The organism is Blastococcus sp. VKM Ac-2987 (assembly GCF_026967805.1).
Taxonomy (GTDB): Bacteria; Actinomycetota; Actinomycetes; order Mycobacteriales; family Geodermatophilaceae; genus Blastococcus.
Genome location: NZ_JAPVBG010000002.1, coordinates 647,299 through 664,441, shown reverse-complemented (window position 1 = coordinate 664,441; position 17,143 = coordinate 647,299). Strand labels below are relative to the sequence as shown.

The window sequence follows — 17,143 nt, the reverse complement described above, 5'->3', positions numbered from 1 at the left end:
CATCCCGTGTCTCCCGTCACCGGGCACCCGGCACCCCGTCGATCCGGCCGGGCACGATGGGGGCATGCGCGCGTTCCACGACCGGCCCCTCGTCCGGACCGGCACCGCCCGCGGACGGCTCCCGGACGTGGCACCCGCCCCCCGTGGTCGCGCCTCCCGGGCTGCTGCCGACTCCGAGCGGGCGACCGTCCGCACGTCGTGCCGTCGATGAGGACGCCCCCCGGCCCGACCCCCGTCGCGGGCGGCACCGCTGAGCTGCTGGCCGACGCCGACCGCGACGGGGCCTGGATGCTCCTGGTGGACGGCACCCCGCAGTCGCACGTCGACCTCGACGACCCGGCGCACCTGGAGTTCGAGTACGTCCGGCGGATGGGCCACGTGCTGGACCTCGCCGCGGAGCCCGGCGCCGCCCTCGACGTCGTCCACCTGGGCGGCGGAGCGCTGACGCTGCCGCGGTACGTCGCGACGACCCGGCCCGGCTCCCGGCAGCGCGTGGTCGAGATCGACGAGCCGCTCACCGGGCTGGTGCGCGACTTCCTGCCCCTCCCGCGGCACGCCCGGGTGCGGGTCCGCGCCGCCGACGCCCGGGAGGCGCTGGGCACGATGCGCACGGCGAGCGCCGACGTCGTCGTGACCGACGTCTTCGCCGGCGCGCGCACCCCGGCGCACCTCACCACGGCGGAGTTCGCCGCCGAGGTCGCGCGGGTGCTGCGCCCCGGGGGCGTCGCCGTCGCCAACGTCGCGGACGGTCCCCCGCTGCGCTTCGCCCGCGGGCAGGTCGCCACCCTGCGGACCGCGTTCCGGCACGTCTGCCTGCTGGCCGAGCCCGGCACCCTGCGCGGCCGCCGATTCGGCAACCTCGTCGCGGTCGCGTCCGACGCCGAGCTGCCGCTGGCCGACCTCAGCCGCGCCTGCGCGCGCGACCCGATGCCGTCGCGCGTGGTCGACGGCGGGGACCTCGACCGCTTCACGGGCAACGCCCGGCCGGTCCCCGACGCCGAGGCCCAGCCCTCGCCCGAGCCGCCCGACGGCGTCTTCACCCGCTGACCGGCAGCGCCGGCCGGCCCTAGGCTGCGGGCATGACGATGCCTGCCTCGTACCGGCTGCGCCGGGACACCCGCCACAAGATGGTCGCCGGCGTGTGCGCCGGGATCGCCCGCCGCTACGGGCTCTCGCGCGGCGGCCTTCGCGTGGCCTTCCTGATCTCCTGCGTGCTCCCCGGCCCGCAGTTCGTCGCCTACCTGCTGCTGTGGGTCCTGATGCCGGCCGACGACCGGCCCTGAACGCCGCCCGCGGACGGGCGACCGGCTACCAGCTGTTGCCGCTGCTGAGACCCCGGACCGCGGGGCGCACGTCGACCAGGTAGACGACCGCGGCGATGACGGCGGGCAGGCCGAGCAGCGACATCGGCGTCTTCTGCCAGAAGATGATCAGCAGGGCGAGCCCGGTGATCGCAGCCCAGCCGGGCTTGGTGAGCTTGCCGGCCGCGACGTAACCGGAGGCCGGCCGGACCAGGGCGTCGGCGAACGCCCAGGCGGTGAGCGCCAGGGACGCCCAGTACAGGATGAGCAGCAGCCATCCGTCGAACACGCCCATGGGTCCGAGCCTACCCGCGCCCGGGGGCGGCCCGGGTGCCGCGCACGCCGACTCGCCCGGACGGGGTGGGCGGCCACGGACGCGACAGGGCCCCGGAGCGCTGGTCGCAGCTCCGGGGCCCTGGTCGGTGGTCCGACGTGCGGGTGACGTCAGCTCTTCTTCGCGGGCACCGCGGTCGGGTCCGCCGGCTTGGCGGTGCGGGCCCGGGTCACGCGCGCCGAGGTCGCCTTGGCCGGCGACTTGCGGGCGGCGGCGCTGCTCTTCTTGGCGGAGGTCTTCGCCTTGGGCTCGGCGACGGCGTCCTCGGCGACGTCCTTGGTCGCGTCGGCGGCGTCCTCGAGCGCGTCCTCGGCCTTGGCAGCCACCTTGGTGGCCTTGGCCGCGGTCTTCTGCGCGACCGAGGTCACCTCGTTGGAGGCCTCGACGACGGCCTCGGCGGTGTCCTCCAGCACGTCCTCGAGGGTGTCCTCGACGCTGTCGACGGCCTGCTCGGCGCGGCGGACGACCCGGCGGACACCGGGCTGGCGGCGCAGGTCCTCGACGACCACGGCGCCGCGCTCGGCCAGCGTCTCGACGGTGGTGAGGGCCTGGGTGCGGGCCGTCTCGACCAGCCCGACGACGGTGCTGCGCAGCGCCTCGGGGCGGACGGCGGTGGCCAGCTGCTGGGCGGTGGTGCGGGCGGTGCCGACCGCCTCGGTGGCCCGGGTGCGGGCCTCCTTGACGGCCAGGTCGGCCTGGACCTGCGCCTCGCCGGGCAGCGCCTCGGCCTTGGAGCGGAACGAGGCGACGGCGGTGCGGGCCCGCTCGACGGCCAGGTCACCGGCGCCGACGAAGGCCAGCAGCGGGGTGCGGGCCTGCTCGGCGAGGGTGCGGCCCTGGGCGACGGCGACGTCGCCGTGCTGCTTCGGGGTCTGGGTGGTGGTCATGCCGACTCCTTCGGAGTGGAGGGGAGGGGGACGTTCAGTTGGCGGCCGGGGCGGCGGCGGCACGGTGCTCACGGACGTAGGTCTCGTAGAGCTCGAGCAGGACGGCCTTGTGCCGCTCGGACAGCGCGTCGTCGTTGCGGATCGCCGCCACGGTGTCCGGGTTCCCGGTACGCCGGTCGAGGATCCCCGCCTGCTCGTAGAGCGTCTCGGCCGAGATCTTCAGGCCCCGGGCGATCGACGCGAGGATCTCCGCCGACGGCTTGCGGAGGCCGCGCTCCACCTGGGACAGGTAGGGGTTGCTGACGCCGGCGGTGCGGGCCAGCTCGCGCAGCGAGACACGCGCGGCGCTGCGCTGCTCGCGGATGAAATCGCCCACCGAGGAGCTGACCACCGAGACGCTGGGGGCATCGGCGACCGTGTCGGCCACGCTGCCGGCGACCCGGTCCACCGTCGAGCGGACCGTCGTCACCTGCTCGCGGACGAATTCACCGGGCTTCTGCACGCTCTCGACGTTAGCCCGGGGTGCTAGCTCTTGCAAGCGGAACGGTTAGCACGGCGGCGTGAACCCCCTCACACGCGAAGCCGCAGCTCAGGCGTCGAGGGCAGCCGACTCCCGGACCTCGCCGACGACCCCGTCGCCACCCGGCACGGGTGGCCGGGCCCACGGAGCAAGCACCTCCGCCGGCACGCCGATCCGGCGCAGCCCCGCGGTGAGCGCCGGCGTCCGGCCTCGGTCGCCGCCGTCGTCCAGCTTCAGCGCCACCGCTCCCCCACCGGGCAGCGCCGCCACGTGGACGCCGTCCGCACCGCCCTTCACCAGCAGCCCGGGTACCGCGCGCATCAGCTCGGTGTCCTCCCGGCCGGTCCCCGCGACGAACCACGGGTGCGCCCGCACGGCGTCGGCCACCGCCCGGTCCCGGGAGCCCTCCGGCGCCTGCACCAGCGAGAGCACCCCGCGCGCCAGGCCGGTGAGGGACAGCGCGTGCTGCGGAGCCCCGCAGCCGTCGACCACGACCGCCGCGACCGGCTCCCCGGCCGCCTCGCCCAGCCGGGCCTCGATCGCCTGCTGGAGCGGGTGGTCCCGCTCGAGGTACCCCGTGGTCGGCCAGCCCGCCGCGACGCACGCCGACAGCATCGCGGCGTGCTTGCCGGAGCAGTTCATCGCCAGGCGGTCCGGCGCCCGTCCGGCGACCAGCCAGCCGGCCCTCGTCGCCTCGTGCTGGGGAAGGGCCGGGGGGCACCCCAGGTCGTCGGGCCCGAGGCCGGCGGCCGCGAGCATCGCGGCGGCCAGCTCCCGGTGCCCGTCCTCGCCGCTGTGCGAGCCGGCCCCGACGGCCAGCTCCTCGCCGGAGCGCGGAGCCCAGCCCGCCGCGAGCAGCGCGGTCGCCTGCACCGGCTTGTTCGCCGAGCGCGGCAGCACCGGCCGCGTGACGTCCCCGGCGGCGAACCGCACGTCGCCGCCGGCGCCCAGCACCGCGAGGGCTCCCCGGTGCACCGACTCCAGGAAGCCCGACCGCCACACCTCGACGAGCACCGGGGCGTCCGGCCAGCGGCCGGCCGGGCCCTGCTCGTTCAGTGCCGGCCCTCGTCGGCAAGCAGGGCGGCGACGTCGGCCTCCCCGTCGCGGTACCGGCGGCCCAGCTCCGCGGCCAGCCCGTCCATGACCTGCTGCACGCCCCGCCGGCGCTCCGACAGCCCCTTCTCCGCCTCGGCGAGCGACCGCGCCGCCGCCTCCAGCTTGTCGTCGGGGAGCTCGGTGATCGCCGACAGGTCGGCGCCCGGGGTCAGCGAGTTGACCCAGGACTCGTACTCCTCCGGGCTGGCCGGCTGCACCGTCTGGTGCCGCCCCAGGCCGTGCGCGGGGCCCCGGCCCTTCTCCGCGAGGATCTCCGGCAGGAGGTCGACCAGCGACCGCCCGTCGTCCTCGGCGCGCCGCTGCAGCTCGCGCCGGACGATGTCCAGGCGCCCCTGGAGCAGCCGGCGCGTGTAGGAGAGGTTGACCTCCTGCTGCTCCGCCTCGCGGCGCAGCCGCCGCACCTCGGCCATGGGCCGCCGGACGGCGTCCTCCAGGAACGACGGGTCCAGCAGCGCGTCGACGGCGGCACCCCCGGCGGGGGACGGCTTCGGGCTCACGGGGCGGCCTCCAGGGGCGGAACACCCGGCACGCGGGCATCGGCGGTGGTCATCGGTGGCCGCCGCGGGGCGGCGGGGTCACGGCGCGATCGTCCCAGACCGGACCGCCCGCACGCGGTCACGCGCCGCGGCCTGGGTGTCGTCGAGCGCCGGCGGGGCGTCCCCGGGGTCGATGGCCGCCGTCGAACCCCCGACGGTGAGCGCGGCGTCCTGGGCCACCGACTGCTTCACCAGCGCCAGGGCGACCACGCCGAGCTCGTGGTGGCGGACGACGCTGCCCACCCGGCCGACCACGCGGGTGCCGGCCTGCACCGGCTCGCCGGGCCCCGCGAGGTCCTCGCTGACGCCGTCGAGGTGCAGCAGCACCAGCCGGCGGGGCGGACGCCCGAGGTTGTGCACCCGGGCGACGGTCTCCTGCCCGCGGTAGCAGCCCTTCTCCAGGTGCACCGCGGTGGTGAGCCACTCCAGCTCGTTGGGGATGGTGCGGTGGTCGCTGTCGATCCCGAAGCGCGGCCGCCGGGCCTCCACGCGCAGCGCCTCGTAGGCGGACAGCCCGCTCAGCCGCGCCCCGGCGGCCAGCAGGCGGTCGGCGACCGTCCCGACGTCGGCCCGCGGCACCAGGACGTCGAACACCGGGGCGGAGCCGTCCCCGACGGCGGGCATCCGCCGCACCCAGCCCCCGTCGGCGGCGGCGACCGCGTAGGGGGCCCCGGGCACGGGCAGCCCCGCTGCCACGAGCACCGCCGGGCCCTGCGGCCCGACGACGGCGAGCAGCGCCCAGGCCTCGGTGACCAGCTGCGGCTCCACCCGGAGCATGAACCGCATCCGCTCCAGGTAGGCGTGCAGCGCCGCGCCGGTGCCCGGCTCGACGTCGGCCCACGTGGTGCCACCCAGCTCGGTGACCACCAGGTGGTGCTCCACGTGCCCGTTCGGGCTGAGGACCAGGGCCTCGCTGCCCGTGCTGTCGCCCAGCTGCTCGAAGTGCTGGCTGGTGATGCTGTGCAGCCACGTCAGCCGGTCGGCGCCGGGCACCACGAGCACGTCGCGGTCGCTGCGGTCGACCAGGCCGGCGCCCTCGGCCAGCACCCGCTGCTCGCGCAGCGGGTCGCCGTAGTGGGCGGCGACGGTGCGGGCGACGTCGGGCGCGACCTCGACGGGCACCGCCCCCGGTCGGGACAGGAGGGGCGAGGGCGTGGTCATGACGACTCCGTTCAGGCGCGTTCTCGGCAGGCGCGGCACGTCCCCGAGAGGGCGACGTGACCGACGTCGACGGTGAAACCCAGGTCGGCCGCCAGACGTTCCGCCGCCTCGTCGAGCAGGTCCGGCGCCGCCGACGCGATCTCCCCGCAGGAGTTGCACACCACGTGCAGGTGCGGCCGCTCGGCGGCGTGGTAGACCGGCGCGCCCCGCCCCAGGTGGGTGTGCCACACCAGCCCGAGCCGCTCGAGCAGCTCGAGGGTGCGGTAGACCGTCGAGGTGTCCGGGGCGCTGCCGCCCGGGCCGGCCTCCTGGCGCAGCCGCGCCCCGATCGCCTCCGGCGTGGCGTGCGCCAGCGCCCCCACCGCGGCCAGCACCCGCGCGCGCTGCGGGGTCAACCGCAGGCCGCGGGCCCGCAGCTGCTCGGCGAGCGGCGCGGCGACGTCGTCCGGGCCCATGGGATGAGCCTATGCCGGGGGTGCGGCAGGCTGGGCGCGTGACGGAGCAGCGCAGGGTGGCGGTCTGGCGGGACGGCGCGGCGGTGGCGGTCCCGGCCGGCGAACCGGTGGTCGCCGCCTTCGACCAGGGGCTCGGCCGCGGGGACGGCGTCTTCGAGTCCGTCGCCGTCGTCGGCGGGCGCACCCCGCACCTGGCCGCGCACCTGGCCCGGCTGTCCCGCTCCGCCGCCCTCCTCGGCCTGCGCGATCCCGGGGACGCCGCCTGGACCGAGCTGGTGACCGCGGTGCTGTCCGGCTGGGACGCCGGGGCCGAGGGGGTGTGCCGCCTCTTCCTGACCCGGGGCCTGGGCGACGGCACCCCGCCGACCGCGCTCGCCCTGCTCGCCCCCGTGCCGCCGGAGACGCTCCGGCAGCGGGCCGCGGGTCTGTCGGTGGTGAGCCTCGGGCTCGGGCTGCCCGCGGACTTCCGCGCCCGGGCACCGTGGCTGCTGGGTGGGGCGAAGACCCTCTCCTACGCGGTCAACATGGCCGCCCAGCGCCACGCCCACGACCTCGGCGCCGACGACGTCGTCTTCACCAGCCTGGAGGGCCTGCTCCTGGAAGGACCCACCTCCACCGTGGTGTGGGCCGCCGGGGGCACCCTGCACACGCCGCCGGCGGACACCGGCATCCTCGCCGGCACCACCCAGGCCCGGCTGTTCGCCGCCGCCGAGGCCGACGGCTGGCCCACGGCCACCACTGCCGGGACGGTCGAGGACCTGCACGCCGCCGACGCCGTCTGGCTGCTGTCGGGGGTGCGCGGCGCGGCGCACGTGCACACCCTCGACGGCGTCCGCCGGGGAGACGCCGGGCTGTCCCGACGGGTCCGGGCACTGCTGGCCGGGTAGCGTGGAGCGGAGGTGAGCCGGGAAGTCTGGTCGGCACTCTCTTCGCCGACCCATCCCCACGGAGCCGCCGCATGACATCCCCCGCATCCACCCGCCTCCTCGGCCGGGGCTCGTGGTCCGAAGCGCAGCGGGTCGCCTCGGTGCTCCGCAAGGAGACCGTCGGCGGCGCCCTGCTGCTGATCGGCGCGGCGATCGCGCTGGTCTGGGCCAACTCCCCCTGGGCGGGGTCCTACGAGGCGCTGCGCGACACCCGCGTCGGGCCGGCCGCGCTGCACCTGGACCTCACGCTGGGCACGTGGGCGGCCGACGGCCTGCTGGCAATCTTCTTCTTCGTCGCCGGCCTGGAGCTCAAGCGCGAGTTCGTCGCCGGCGACCTCCGCGAGCCCCGCCGCGCGGCGCTGCCGATCGCCGCGGCGGTCGGCGGGATGGCGGTGCCCGCCCTCTTCTTCGTCGCGTTCAACCTGGCCGGCCCCGAGGGCGCCCTGCGGGGCTGGGCGATCCCGTCGGCCACCGACATCGCCTTCGCGCTCGCCGTCCTCGCGGTGATCAGCACCCACCTGCCCAGCGCGCTGCGCACCTTCCTGCTCACCCTCGCCGTCGTCGACGACCTGCTGGCCATCGTCGTCATCGCGATCTTCTACACCGCCGAGCTCGTCGTCCCGGCGCTGCTGCTCTCCCTGGTGCCGCTGGCGATCTTCGGCTTCCTCGTGCAGAAGCGGATCCGCTCCTGGTGGCTGCTGCTGCCGCTGGCGGCGGTCACCTGGGTCCTGATGCACGAGTCGGGCGTGCACGCCACGGTCGCCGGCGTGCTGCTGGCCTTCACCGTGCCGGTCATCCGCAGCGACGCGGCCGGTGGGCCCGACGCCGGACCGGGGCTCGCCGAGCACTTCGAGCACCGCATCCGGCCGCTGTCGGCGGGGGTCGCCGTCCCGGTGTTCGCCTTCTTCTCCGCCGGCGTGGCCGTCGGTGGGCTCTCCGGTCTGGGCGAGTCGCTCGGCGACAGCATCGCCATCGGCATCATGGTCGGCCTGGTGGCCGGCAAGGCGATCGGCATCACCGGCGCCACCTGGCTGGTCGCCCGCTTCACCCGCGCGCAGCTCGACGAGAACCTGGGCTGGCCCGACGTGGTGGGCCTGGCCCTGCTCGGTGGCATGGGCTTCACGGTGTCGTTGCTCATCACCGAGCTCGCCTACGGCGCGGAGAGCGAGAGCTACGAGCACGCGAAGGTCGGCATCCTCTTCGGGACGCTGCTCGCCGCCGTGCTCGCGGGGATCATCCTGCGCCTGCGGAACCGCCGCTACAAGCAGATGTACGCGGCCGAGAGCCGCGACGTCGACCGGGACGGGATCCCCGACGCCTGGGACACCGTCGACGACCGCGCCGAGCACCAGCCGGGCTGGGAGGGTGCCACGCCCCCGGGACACACCTTCGGCGAGCGCCGGCTCGGGGACGAGGACGACGCGCCCCCGCCGGCCTACGAGACCGTGGACGACGAGGCGGAGCACCAGCCGGGCTGGGAGGGCACCCCTCCGCCGGGGCGCACGCTCGGCCCCGACCGCTGACCGCCGGCGACACGCCCGGCGCCGACCGCGGCACGCGCCCGTCCAGCGCGTTCGCCCAGAGCAGACGAAATCTGTTGCAGGCCCCGATCTCCCGGTCGTACCGTCGTGGCACACGAGAGAGGAGGTGGTCCGTAACTTGCTGAGCTACAGGACTCGTGAGGTGGCTGTCCGCTAGCCGCCGTCCAGATGGGCCGCCCGTTCGGATGGGAATCCGAACGACGGCATGATCGCCCGTCCGTCGCACGGCGGCGAGCGAGAACCGGACAGTCACCCGACCCCCGGGCCGCCGACATTTGTCCAGTCGGCCCGCGTGCTGCTCCCCCTGGGAGGCGCCGCGGAGCAGCCCGGGGGTTGTCCGTTCTCCGGGAGGTCCGCGTGCAGCTCGGCGGACTCCCCGTCGAGACCGACGTGTCGCGGGGCTCCTGGGTCGCCCGGGCCGTCGCCGACGAGCCCGCCGGCACCGTCGGGTCGCTCGTGCCCCCCGTCTTCGCCGCGTACGCGCGGGTGCTGCACCCCGCCTACCGCTACGACGGCGACGACGACGTCGAGATCCCCTGGTCGGCCGTCGCCGCCCTCAACGGCACCGTCGCCCACCCGCTGATGCAGTGGCCCGCGGTCACCGGTGGCTGGGAGTACCTGAACGAGGACAGCCAGCCGCCCACCTGGGACGGTGCTCCCGCCGAGGGGCATCTGCCCACCACGGTCGCCGAGCGCCTGGCCGGCGCGCTAGCCCGGCACACCACCGCGCCCGGGGGGTGCCTCTTCGGCCGGTGGTCGGGATTCGGCTTCGACGCCGACGGTGTGCGCGACCTGCCCGCGCTGGCGCTGCCCGGGGGGCGCGACGTCGTCCTCGTGCGCGGCCGGGTCGCCGACGCCGCCCGCAACCTGGCGCCGGAGCCGTCGGAGCAGAGCGCCAACCTGTGGTGGCCGGCCGACCGATCCTGGCTGGTGGCGACCGACATCGACCTGATGTCCACCTACGTCGGCGGCAGCGCCGCCTGCGTGGCCGAGCTGCTGGCCGTCCCCGGCCTGGAGGTCGTGCGCAGCCGCCCGGCCGACCGGGTCGGCTGGGCCGACGACCCGGTCAATCCCGTGCCGGCCCGCGGCTGAGGAAGGCCCCGCTCAGGGCTCGATGAGCACCCATTCCCCGGCCACGTCGACGAGCACCCCCGTGTCGGTCGGCTCGATGCCGGTGATCCGCTGGGCGAAGGGCAACGGGTCCAGCGGGACCCGGAAGGTGAAGCGCTCACCGAGCAGCAGCTCGCTCACCCCGCTGATCCCGGGGATCCCGCCCAGCCCCCGGGGCTCCACCACCAGGGCACCGTCGTCCGCGCCGATGTCGACGTCGGCGGAGGCCTCGACCGTGCGGCCGAGCACATCGGCCGAGCCGACCACCCGCAGCTCCCCCGGATCGGCCGCGTCGAGCGAGAGCGAGCGGCCGGTCAGGTCGAGGTACCGGCTCAGGTCGTCGTAGCCCAGGAACGCCTCCGCCTCCGTGCCGGTGATCAGCATCCGGTCGGCGTCGCCGCGCAGGAGGTCGTGGAAGGACAGGTAGACGTCCTCCAGGCGGGCGTCGACGGACGCGATCCGCAGCGGGCCGGAGGTCACCCCCTCCATCGACAGCTCCACGTCGTCGTAGCGACCGCGGAGGACCTGCGGGAGGAACAGCGGCCCCCGGACCGTCACGACCGGCTCCTCGAGCGTCCCGGTCTGCTCCTGCAGCGCCTGCGCGACGAGCTTCTCGGCCGCCCGGCGGGCCACCAGGTCGGCGACCCACAGCAGCAGGACGGTGCCCAGCAGCACGCCGGCGGCGATCCGCACACCGCGGCGGCCCAGCCACCGCGCCGGCCCTGCTGCCCTCACCCACCCGCTCCCCTCATGCGCCTGTCCCGACGGGAGCGGCGGGCTGCCGGTCCGGCACGATCCCGGCGTCCCGCTGCTCCAGCAGGGCGTCCTGCTGCGCCGCGTCCAGCGTGCCGCCGGAGGTCCGGATCCGCTTGCTGGGCCAGCCCGCCGCGCGGCCGAGCAGCGTCAGGACGGCCGGGGTGATCACCGGCCGGATGAGGAAGGTGTCGATCAGCAGGCCCAGCGCCATGATGAAGGCCACCTGGCGGAAGCTGTCGAGCGGGATGATCGCCACCATGGCGAAGGTGGCCGCGAGGATGATCCCCGCCGCGCTGATGGCCCGCGCGGTGGCCGGCATCGCCACCGCGATCGCCTCGCGCAACGGCCTGCGGGACGCCTCGTCCCAAATCGAGCCGACGGCGAACACGTTGTAGTCGGAGCCCAGCGCGAGCAGCAGCACGGCGGTGGTGAACGGCACGTAGAAGGTCAGGCCGGGGTCGTCGAGGAGCCCCTGGAACACCAGGACCGTGATGCCCAGCGATGCGGCCACCCCCAGCGCGCTGGTCGCCAGCAGCAGCAGGGGCGCCAGCATCGAGCCCAGGTACAGCGCCAGGATGACGAACTCCACGACCAGCGCCGCCAGCAAGGTCTTCCGGAGGTTCTCCTGGGTGATCAGCGCGAGCTCCGCGGCGACCGCGGTCTGGCCGGCCACCCCCGCGGTCGCCCCCTCCACCCCGGCCTGGTCCAGCAGGCCGGGCAGCCGGTCCCGCAGCAGGGCCAGGTCGTCGATGGCGTCGGCCGCCAGCGGATCGCTGTCCAGGATCACCACGAATCGGGCGAGGTCCCCGTCGGCCGAGAACACGATCCCGAACTCCTCGGGCAGCGGGTTCTGGGCCGCGCCGAGCACCTGGGCCACGCCCGGCTGCGCCTCCAGCAGGTCCTGGAAGCGTCCCAGCGCGGCGCGCTGGCCGGCGATGCCGGGCGCGTCCACGAGCACCTCGGTGGGCGCCACCACACCGCGGACGCCGGCGTCGTCGAGGATCTCCGCGCCCTCCCGCACCGGGTCACCGGCGGGCAGGCCGGAGACGAACGACAGGTCCAGCCGGAGGTCCGACACGGGCAGCGCGGCCGGCACGAGGAGGCCCAGGCCGACGGCGACGGCGATCCAGGCGCCGCGGCGGGTGGAGGTGGTCCGCGCCATCCACCGGGCACCGCGCCCGGCCCGGCGGTCCAGTGCGCCGCCCTTCGCCACGCCCGACGGGAAGAACAGCCACGGCCCCAGGACGGCGATCACCGCGGGCACCAGGGTCAGCGAGACGACGACCCCCACCACGACGGTGAGCGACAGCGCGGGCCCGAAAGCACGGAACAGCTCGAAGTCGGCGACCAGCAGGGCGGCGGTCCCGGCGGCGACGGTGATGCCCGCGACCGCGACGATCGGCCCGTCGGTGGTCACCGTCCGCCGGGCGGCCTCCTGCGACGGCAGCCCGGAGTCCAGGTGCCGGCGCATGCCGGAGAAGAACAGGACGCAGTAGTCGGTGACCACACCGATCAGCAGCGCGGCGGTGAGCGGCTGGAGCTGGTCGGGCAGCGCGAAGCCGAAGGCCGCGGCCGCCCTCGCCAGGAGGTACGTCGCCAGCACGTAGCCGATCCCGGCGGCGACCAGCACCACCAGGGGTGCCACGACCGACCGGAAGGTGAGCCCGACGACGACGGCGATGAGCACCAGGGTCGCCACCTCGAACAGGTGCAGCCGCGCCTCGAGGTGCTCGGCCTGCTGCACCCGCGCGGGGGTGATGCCGGTGACGTACGTGTCCACGCCCGGCTGGTTGCGGAAGTGCTGCGCGTACTGGCGGGCCAGCGCGGTGCCGTCGGCCAGCGACGTACCACCGGTCGTGTACAGGTAGGTGACCGCGGTCTCCGGCGTGTTCGTGGGCAGCGGTACCGCGGCCACGATGTTCCCGTCGGCGGTCGGGGCCTCGCTGCGGAGGGTCGCCTGGGTGTGCTGCAGCGCCCACAGGGCGATGTCGGCCCGGGTGAGGGCGCTGAGCCCCCCGGGATCGTGGACGACGACCGCGGTCTGGGACAGCACCGGGACGCGGAACTCCGTGAGCGAGCGCATCTGCACCTCGGCTGCCTCGCTGCCCTCGGGCAGCAGGCTGCCGAAGTTGTTGCTGCCCCCGCCACCCGACGGCGTCGGCAGGAGCACGGCGGCGACGGCGGCGGCCAGCCAGAGCCCCATGACGACCCACCGGCCGGCCACCACGACGGAGCGGAACCCCCGGCCGGCGGCGGACACCCCCCGGCCGGCCGCGGACAGCCCTCGGAGCGGCGCCCGCAGAGCAGACCGCGCCGCCGACCGTGCAGCCAACACGGCCTCCCAGCATGCGACCGGCACCGACTACCGGTGGTGGGAGGAGGGTAGGGCGATCCAGGACGAACCGCAGGCGGAAGGACGCTCCCCCATGCCCGAGGACCGCACCGAACCCACGGCCGGCGCCTCCGCCGCCCCGGCGGCTGCCGACGCGCCCACCGCGGGCCACGACGAGCCGGCCGCCGGCCGCGAGGCGCCGGGCGGACGGGCGGGAGGCCGGCCGAAGAGCTGGTGGCTGATCGCCCCGGCCTTCGTCGTGGGCCTGTTCGCGGGTGCGATCCTCCTCGGGCTGCTCCGCGAGGACCCGCCGCCGGTCCCCGCCACCACCGCCGAGTCCCCCGCCGCCGGAGCGGCGGAGACGTCCGCGCCGGACGGCGAGGGCCCGGGGGCGAGCGCCGAGATCACCGTGAACGAGGCGTGCCTGCGCGTCGTGAACGGGACCAGCGACCTGATCGACGTCATCGGCGACCTGGGCGACGCCGCGGCAGGCCTGGACATCTCGGGGCTGGACCAGTCGATCCGGGAACTCCAGCCGCTGGAGCGGCGGCTGCGCGACGACCTGGACGGCTGCGAGACCGACACCACGCTGCCGGGCGACCTGTCGCCCGCGACGGGGACCCCGGGGCCCTCCGGCACGACCGCGCCCACCGGTACGACGGCGCCCACCGGCACGACCGGCCCCACCGGCACGGCCGCGCCCTCCGGGTCGCCGGCGACCAGCGCTCCGCCCGACTGATCCCCCGCCGCGGCGGTCAGCCCCGGGCGCTCAGAGCTGCGCCAGCTCGGCCGCGAGGTCGTCGAGCCCCAGCGACCCCTGGGACAGGGCCGCCATGTGCCAGGCCTTGAGGTCGAAGCCGGTGCCCCGGGCCTGCTCGGCCGCGGCCCGGCCCTCCCGCCAGGCGCGCTCGCCGAGCTTGTAGCTGATCGCCTGCCCCGGCATGCCCAGGTAGCGCACCAGCTCGCTGTCGAGGCCACGTCGGCGCCGGAGTGCTCGCCCAGGAAGGCCCGGGCGAGCTCGGGCGTCCACGGCTGCCCGCGGTGCCCGGCCAGCACGCCGTCGGCGTCGTCGGGCACCGGCAGCCCCAAATGCATGCCGATGTCGATGACCACCCGCACCGAGCGCAGCTGCTGCGCGTCGAGGAAGCCCAGGCGCTCCGCCGGGTCGGCGAAGTAGCCCAGCTCGTCCATCAGCCGCTCCGCGTACAGCGCCCAGCCCTCGACGTTCGCGCCGACCGAGCCCAGCGAGGTCTGGTAGGTCGACAGCTGCCCGGAGACGAGCGCCCACTGGGCCAGCTGCAGGTGGTGGCCCGGAACGCCCTCGTGGTACCAGATGGAGACCAGGTCCCAGAGCGGGAAGCGGGTGCGCCCCAGGGTGGGCAGCCAGGTGCGGCCCGGCCGGGAGAAGTCCTGCGCCGGCCGGGTGTAGTAGGGCGCCGCGGCGCTCCCCGGCGGCGCGATCATCGCCTCGACCCGCTTCACCGGCCCGGCGAGGTCGAAGTGGGTGCCGTCCAGCGCGGCGATCGCCTCGTCCATCATCGCCTGCAGCCGCTCGCGGATCGCCTCGGCGCCCTCGACCGCCGGGCCGTTCAGCGACAGCCAGCGCATCGCCTCCAGCGGGGTGGCGCCCGGGCGCACCCGCTCGGCCTCGACGCGCTGCTCGGCGAGGATCCGGCGGTGCTCGGCCCAGCCCCAGGCGTAGGCCTCCTCCAGCCCCTGCCCGGCGCCCAGCTCCGATCCGGTCCAGCGGCGCGCGGCGACGGCGTACCGCTCCCGGCCGACGGCGTCCGGCGTCCCCTCCGTCCGCGGCGCGTACTCGTCCCGCAGGAAGTCCCGCACCTCCGCCACGGCGCCGTCGGCGGCGCGGGCGGCGGCGGCGAGCTCGTCCTGCAGCGCAGCCGGACCGGCGGCCACGAAGGTCGTGAAGAAAGGCCCGGCGAGCCATTCGTCGAGCTGGGCGACGACGGTGCGCACCTGACGGGGCGCCACCAGCAGCCCGCGCCGCGCGCCGTCGGCGAGGGTCCGGCGGTACCCGCGGTAGGCCTCGGGCACCCTGGCCAGCCGACGGCCGAGGACGGACCAGTCCTGCTCGGTCGCCGCCGGCATCAGCAGGAAGACCTGTCGGACGGAGTGCAGCGGGCTGAACAGGTTGTTCAGCGAGCGGAAGCCCTCCCCCGCCTCGAGGCCGGCGAGCTCGGCGCCCAGCCGCTCGCGGAGCAGCCGGGCGCAGCGCCGCTCCACCGGGTCGTCGTCGAGCGAGGGGTCGGCCGCCAGCGCCCGGTCCAGCTCGGTGAGCGTGGTCCGGGCGAGGGCGGCCTCGGCCTCGAGCCCGGCCGGGCTGTAGTCGGGCAGCCGGTCGTCACCCGGGCGGGTGCCCAGCGACGTCGCCACGATCGGGTCGAGGTCGCACACGGCGTCGACGTAGCGGTCGGCGACCGCGCGCGGGGTGTCGCGCGGAGCGCTCACCGGAGGCGCTCCAGCCGGGCCGACATGGTCGGGCGCAGCGGCTCCTCGCCGACGGCCCGGTCGATGGCGTACATCAGCGCGCCCTCGACGATCCCGTAGAGCCGCACCGCCCGGGTCACCTCGGGGGCGTCGGGCGTGCGGGCCACCACGTCGCTGGTCAGCTCCCAGCTCGTCGTGGTGCGCGCCGTCCCGACGTAGATCTCCACGAGCCCCTCGGGGCCGGCCACCAGCAGCTCGACGTCGTCACCGCCGCGGGGCCGCCAGAAGCCGGACTCCCGGACGTCGGGGCCGACGATCGCCCCGTCGTCGGTGAGCCGCCAGGTGCGGGACTCGTAGGCGAGGAAGCCCCGGCCGTCGTGGCTGAACCGGATCCACTGGCCGAACCGGAGATCCTGGTCGGACCCGGCCACGGCACCGCTCAGGATGCCCTCGCCGTGCCACTCCCCCAGCAGGGGCAGCACCGAGAGGATCTCCTCGGAGACCTCCGGGCCGCTGCGGACGTCGGCGGTGTCCGGCACCGGCAGCTCGGTCTCCCCGCTCATCGCCGGGCCCCCTCGGGACGGCGGGACAGGCGGACCGCGCCGTACCCCAGGGCCAGGGCGGACAGCGCCGTCAGGGTGACCAGGACCCAGGCAGAAACCATGGCGACCACCGTAGTGACGGCGCCCCGGCTCGACCTCAGGCGACCACCGGGGCGCCCGCGACCGTCGCCCGGACGACCTCGTCCCAGGGCGTGGCCGGAAGGCCGAAGGTCGCGGTCGTCGACGTCGCCTCGGAGACGAAGTCCTGGTCCCACTGGTGCCGGATGGCCACCACCTCCCGCATCACCGGGACGGCGACGCCCACGGCCCGCAGCACCGGCCACGGGATGCCGCTCACCCGGGCGGGCGGGGCGCCCAGCTCGGCGGCGACGTCCCCGAGGGCCTCCCGCTGCGAGCGCGGCGCGGTGGTGGGCACGTGCCAGGCGCGACCGAGCGCCCGCTCGTCGGTGCCCAGGACGGCCAGCGTGGCGGCGACGTCGGGCAGGTAGGCCCAGCTGCGCCTCGCGTCCGGGTCGCCGACCACCCAGGCGCGCCGGCCCTTCCGCAACGCGGGCAGCTGCCGGACGAGGTGCGAGTGGTCGGCAGGCACCTGCGGGCCCACGAAGTCGGCGGCCCGGGCCTCGGTGACGCGCACCCGCCCGGCCTCGTGCGCGGCGAGGGCCTCCCGCCACATCCGCGCCCGCACGACGCCCTTGGTGTCGGTCGCCGCGAGCGGCGTCTCCGGCGTCATCGGCCCCGACGGGCGGCCGTACCCGTAGAGGTTCGACATCGTGACGAGGACGGCGCCGGCGCGCTCGGCGGCGGAGAGCAGGGCGGCCGCCACCGGCGGCCAGTCGGTGGCCCACCGGTGGTAGGCCGGGTTCACCGCGTTGTAGACGGCGGCGGCGCCGCGGGCCGCGCCGGCGAGGGCGTCGGCGTCCGCGGCGTCGACCTGCCGGTGCTCGATGCCGTTCCCGGACCTCCCGCCGCTGCGGGAGAGCACCCGCACCTCGTGGCCGCGGTCCCGCAGCTCGCGAGCGGTGGTCAGGCCGACCGGCCCCTTGCCGACGATCACGTGCAGTGCCATGGGTGCTCCCGGGTCGATGTGCGAGCGGTGCTCTCGTCCGAGGACGATGCTCACGGTCCCCGGTCATGCTGTCAAGAGCACCGCTCTCGATTGC

At 76.0% G+C, this 17,143-nt stretch carries 17 protein-coding genes and 1 pseudogene; 6 read left to right on the top strand and 12 right to left on the bottom strand.

Translation table 11 applies throughout. The features are described 5' to 3' along the window. Positions 1-207 precede the first annotated feature (207 nt). Together O2W17_RS12080 and O2W17_RS12075 are read left to right on the top strand one after the other, a co-directional pair. Positions 208-1,047, top strand: a complete 840-nt coding sequence (locus tag O2W17_RS12080) for a spermidine synthase (RefSeq protein WP_269192683.1) — start codon at positions 208-210, stop codon at positions 1,045-1,047. 32 nt (positions 1,048-1,079) lie between these two features. Next, positions 1,080-1,283 (top strand): PspC domain-containing protein, encoded by a 204-nt coding sequence (locus O2W17_RS12075; protein ID WP_269192682.1) that lies wholly within the window; start codon positions 1,080-1,082, stop codon positions 1,281-1,283. A 25-nt stretch (positions 1,284-1,308) separates the two neighbouring features. On the opposite strand, the gene O2W17_RS12070 is transcribed toward O2W17_RS12075, so the two are convergent. From O2W17_RS12070 to O2W17_RS12040, 7 genes are all read right to left on the bottom strand, one after another. Next, positions 1,309-1,596: a DUF2516 family protein gene (locus tag O2W17_RS12070; protein WP_269192681.1), complete on the bottom strand. Its 288-nt coding sequence runs from the start codon at positions 1,594-1,596 to the stop codon at positions 1,309-1,311. 149 nt (positions 1,597-1,745) lie between these two features. Beyond that, complete coding sequence (locus O2W17_RS12065; RefSeq protein WP_269192680.1) at positions 1,746-2,522, bottom strand: hypothetical protein; 777 nt, start codon at positions 2,520-2,522, stop codon at positions 1,746-1,748. Positions 2,523-2,556: 34 nt separating this feature from the next. Continuing rightward, complete coding sequence (locus O2W17_RS12060; RefSeq protein ID WP_269192679.1) at positions 2,557-3,024, bottom strand: helix-turn-helix domain-containing protein; 468 nt, start codon at positions 3,022-3,024, stop codon at positions 2,557-2,559. An 87-nt stretch (positions 3,025-3,111) separates the two neighbouring features. Further along, the gene (locus tag O2W17_RS12055) at positions 3,112-4,056 is read right to left on the bottom strand and encodes an asparaginase (RefSeq protein WP_269192678.1); all 945 of its coding nucleotides are present in this window, start codon (positions 4,054-4,056) and stop codon (positions 3,112-3,114) included. Between the two features lie 38 nt (positions 4,057-4,094). Continuing rightward, on the bottom strand, positions 4,095-4,655 hold the full coding sequence (locus O2W17_RS12050) for an RsiG family protein (protein WP_269192677.1): 561 nt from the start codon (positions 4,653-4,655) through the stop codon (positions 4,095-4,097). A gap of 78 nt (positions 4,656-4,733) precedes the next feature. Next, the gene (gene ygfZ / locus O2W17_RS12045; protein WP_269192676.1) at positions 4,734-5,855 is read right to left on the bottom strand and encodes a CAF17-like 4Fe-4S cluster assembly/insertion protein YgfZ; all 1,122 of its coding nucleotides are present in this window, start codon (positions 5,853-5,855) and stop codon (positions 4,734-4,736) included. Positions 5,856-5,866: 11 nt separating this feature from the next. Next, positions 5,867-6,310, bottom strand: a complete 444-nt coding sequence (locus tag O2W17_RS12040; RefSeq protein ID WP_269192675.1) for a Fur family transcriptional regulator — start codon at positions 6,308-6,310, stop codon at positions 5,867-5,869. 38 nt (positions 6,311-6,348) lie between these two features. Here O2W17_RS12040 and O2W17_RS12035 point away from each other — a divergent pair, with 38 nt between their 5' ends. The 3 genes from O2W17_RS12035 (at position 6,349) to O2W17_RS12025 (ending at position 9,869) form a co-directional block, all read left to right on the top strand. Further along, positions 6,349-7,197: an aminotransferase class IV gene (locus O2W17_RS12035; RefSeq protein WP_269192674.1), complete on the top strand. Its 849-nt coding sequence runs from the start codon at positions 6,349-6,351 to the stop codon at positions 7,195-7,197. 71 nt (positions 7,198-7,268) lie between these two features. Further along, positions 7,269-8,759: a Na+/H+ antiporter NhaA gene (gene nhaA / locus O2W17_RS12030; RefSeq protein ID WP_269192673.1), complete on the top strand. Its 1,491-nt coding sequence runs from the start codon at positions 7,269-7,271 to the stop codon at positions 8,757-8,759. Positions 8,760-9,134: 375 nt separating this feature from the next. Next, positions 9,135-9,869 carry a hypothetical protein gene (locus O2W17_RS12025; protein ID WP_269192672.1) on the top strand — a complete coding sequence of 245 codons (735 nt, stop codon included), beginning with the start codon at positions 9,135-9,137 and terminating at the stop codon, positions 9,867-9,869. Between the two features lie 12 nt (positions 9,870-9,881). Here the strand turns inward: O2W17_RS12025 and O2W17_RS12020 are convergent, their stop codons facing one another. Both O2W17_RS12020 and O2W17_RS12015 read right to left on the bottom strand, forming a co-directional pair. Continuing rightward, the gene (locus O2W17_RS12020) at positions 9,882-10,622 is read right to left on the bottom strand and encodes an LmeA family phospholipid-binding protein (RefSeq protein ID WP_269192671.1); all 741 of its coding nucleotides are present in this window, start codon (positions 10,620-10,622) and stop codon (positions 9,882-9,884) included. A gap of 13 nt (positions 10,623-10,635) precedes the next feature. Continuing rightward, on the bottom strand, positions 10,636-12,978 hold the full coding sequence (locus O2W17_RS12015) for an MMPL family transporter (protein WP_269192670.1): 2,343 nt from the start codon (positions 12,976-12,978) through the stop codon (positions 10,636-10,638). A gap of 91 nt (positions 12,979-13,069) precedes the next feature. Here O2W17_RS12015 and O2W17_RS12010 point away from each other — a divergent pair, with 91 nt between their 5' ends. Beyond that, a complete protein-coding gene (locus O2W17_RS12010; RefSeq protein ID WP_269192669.1) occupies positions 13,070-13,714 on the top strand; it encodes a hypothetical protein in 645 nt (214 codons plus the stop codon). 30 nt (positions 13,715-13,744) lie between these two features. On the opposite strand, the pseudogene O2W17_RS12005 reads toward O2W17_RS12010, so the two are convergent. The 3 genes and pseudogenes from O2W17_RS12005 to O2W17_RS11995 all read right to left on the bottom strand — a co-directional run bounded on the left by O2W17_RS12005 (position 13,745) and on the right by O2W17_RS11995 (position 17,049). Further along, a pseudogene (locus O2W17_RS12005) lies at positions 13,745-15,366 on the bottom strand (DUF885 domain-containing protein). A 71-nt stretch (positions 15,367-15,437) separates the two neighbouring features. Continuing rightward, on the bottom strand, positions 15,438-15,983 hold the full coding sequence (locus O2W17_RS12000) for an FABP family protein (protein ID WP_269192668.1): 546 nt from the start codon (positions 15,981-15,983) through the stop codon (positions 15,438-15,440). Positions 15,984-16,119: 136 nt separating this feature from the next. After that, on the bottom strand, positions 16,120-17,049 hold the full coding sequence (locus tag O2W17_RS11995; protein WP_269192667.1) for an NAD-dependent epimerase/dehydratase family protein: 930 nt from the start codon (positions 17,047-17,049) through the stop codon (positions 16,120-16,122). Between the last annotated feature and the right edge of the window lie 94 nt (positions 17,050-17,143).

Excerpts from the sequence above, each read along its gene's own strand:
- ygfZ (WP_269192676.1), bottom strand. The coding sequence starts at position 5,855 with ATGACCACGCCCTCGCCCCTCCTGTCCCGACCGGGGGCGGTGCCCGTC.
- O2W17_RS12080 (WP_269192683.1), top strand. The coding sequence starts at position 208 with ATGAGGACGCCCCCCGGCCCGACCCCCGTCGCGGGCGGCACCGCTGAG.
- O2W17_RS12070 (WP_269192681.1), bottom strand. The coding sequence starts at position 1,596 with ATGGGCGTGTTCGACGGATGGCTGCTGCTCATCCTGTACTGGGCGTCC.
- O2W17_RS12075 (WP_269192682.1), top strand. The coding sequence starts at position 1,080 with ATGACGATGCCTGCCTCGTACCGGCTGCGCCGGGACACCCGCCACAAG.
- O2W17_RS11995 (WP_269192667.1), bottom strand. The coding sequence starts at position 17,049 with ATGGCACTGCACGTGATCGTCGGCAAGGGGCCGGTCGGCCTGACCACC.
- O2W17_RS12010 (WP_269192669.1), top strand. The coding sequence starts at position 13,070 with ATGCCCGAGGACCGCACCGAACCCACGGCCGGCGCCTCCGCCGCCCCG.
- O2W17_RS12065 (WP_269192680.1), bottom strand. The coding sequence starts at position 2,522 with ATGACCACCACCCAGACCCCGAAGCAGCACGGCGACGTCGCCGTCGCC.
- nhaA (WP_269192673.1), top strand. The coding sequence starts at position 7,269 with ATGACATCCCCCGCATCCACCCGCCTCCTCGGCCGGGGCTCGTGGTCC.
- O2W17_RS12040 (WP_269192675.1), bottom strand. The coding sequence starts at position 6,310 with ATGGGCCCGGACGACGTCGCCGCGCCGCTCGCCGAGCAGCTGCGGGCC.
- O2W17_RS12000 (WP_269192668.1), bottom strand. The coding sequence starts at position 15,983 with ATGAGCGGGGAGACCGAGCTGCCGGTGCCGGACACCGCCGACGTCCGC.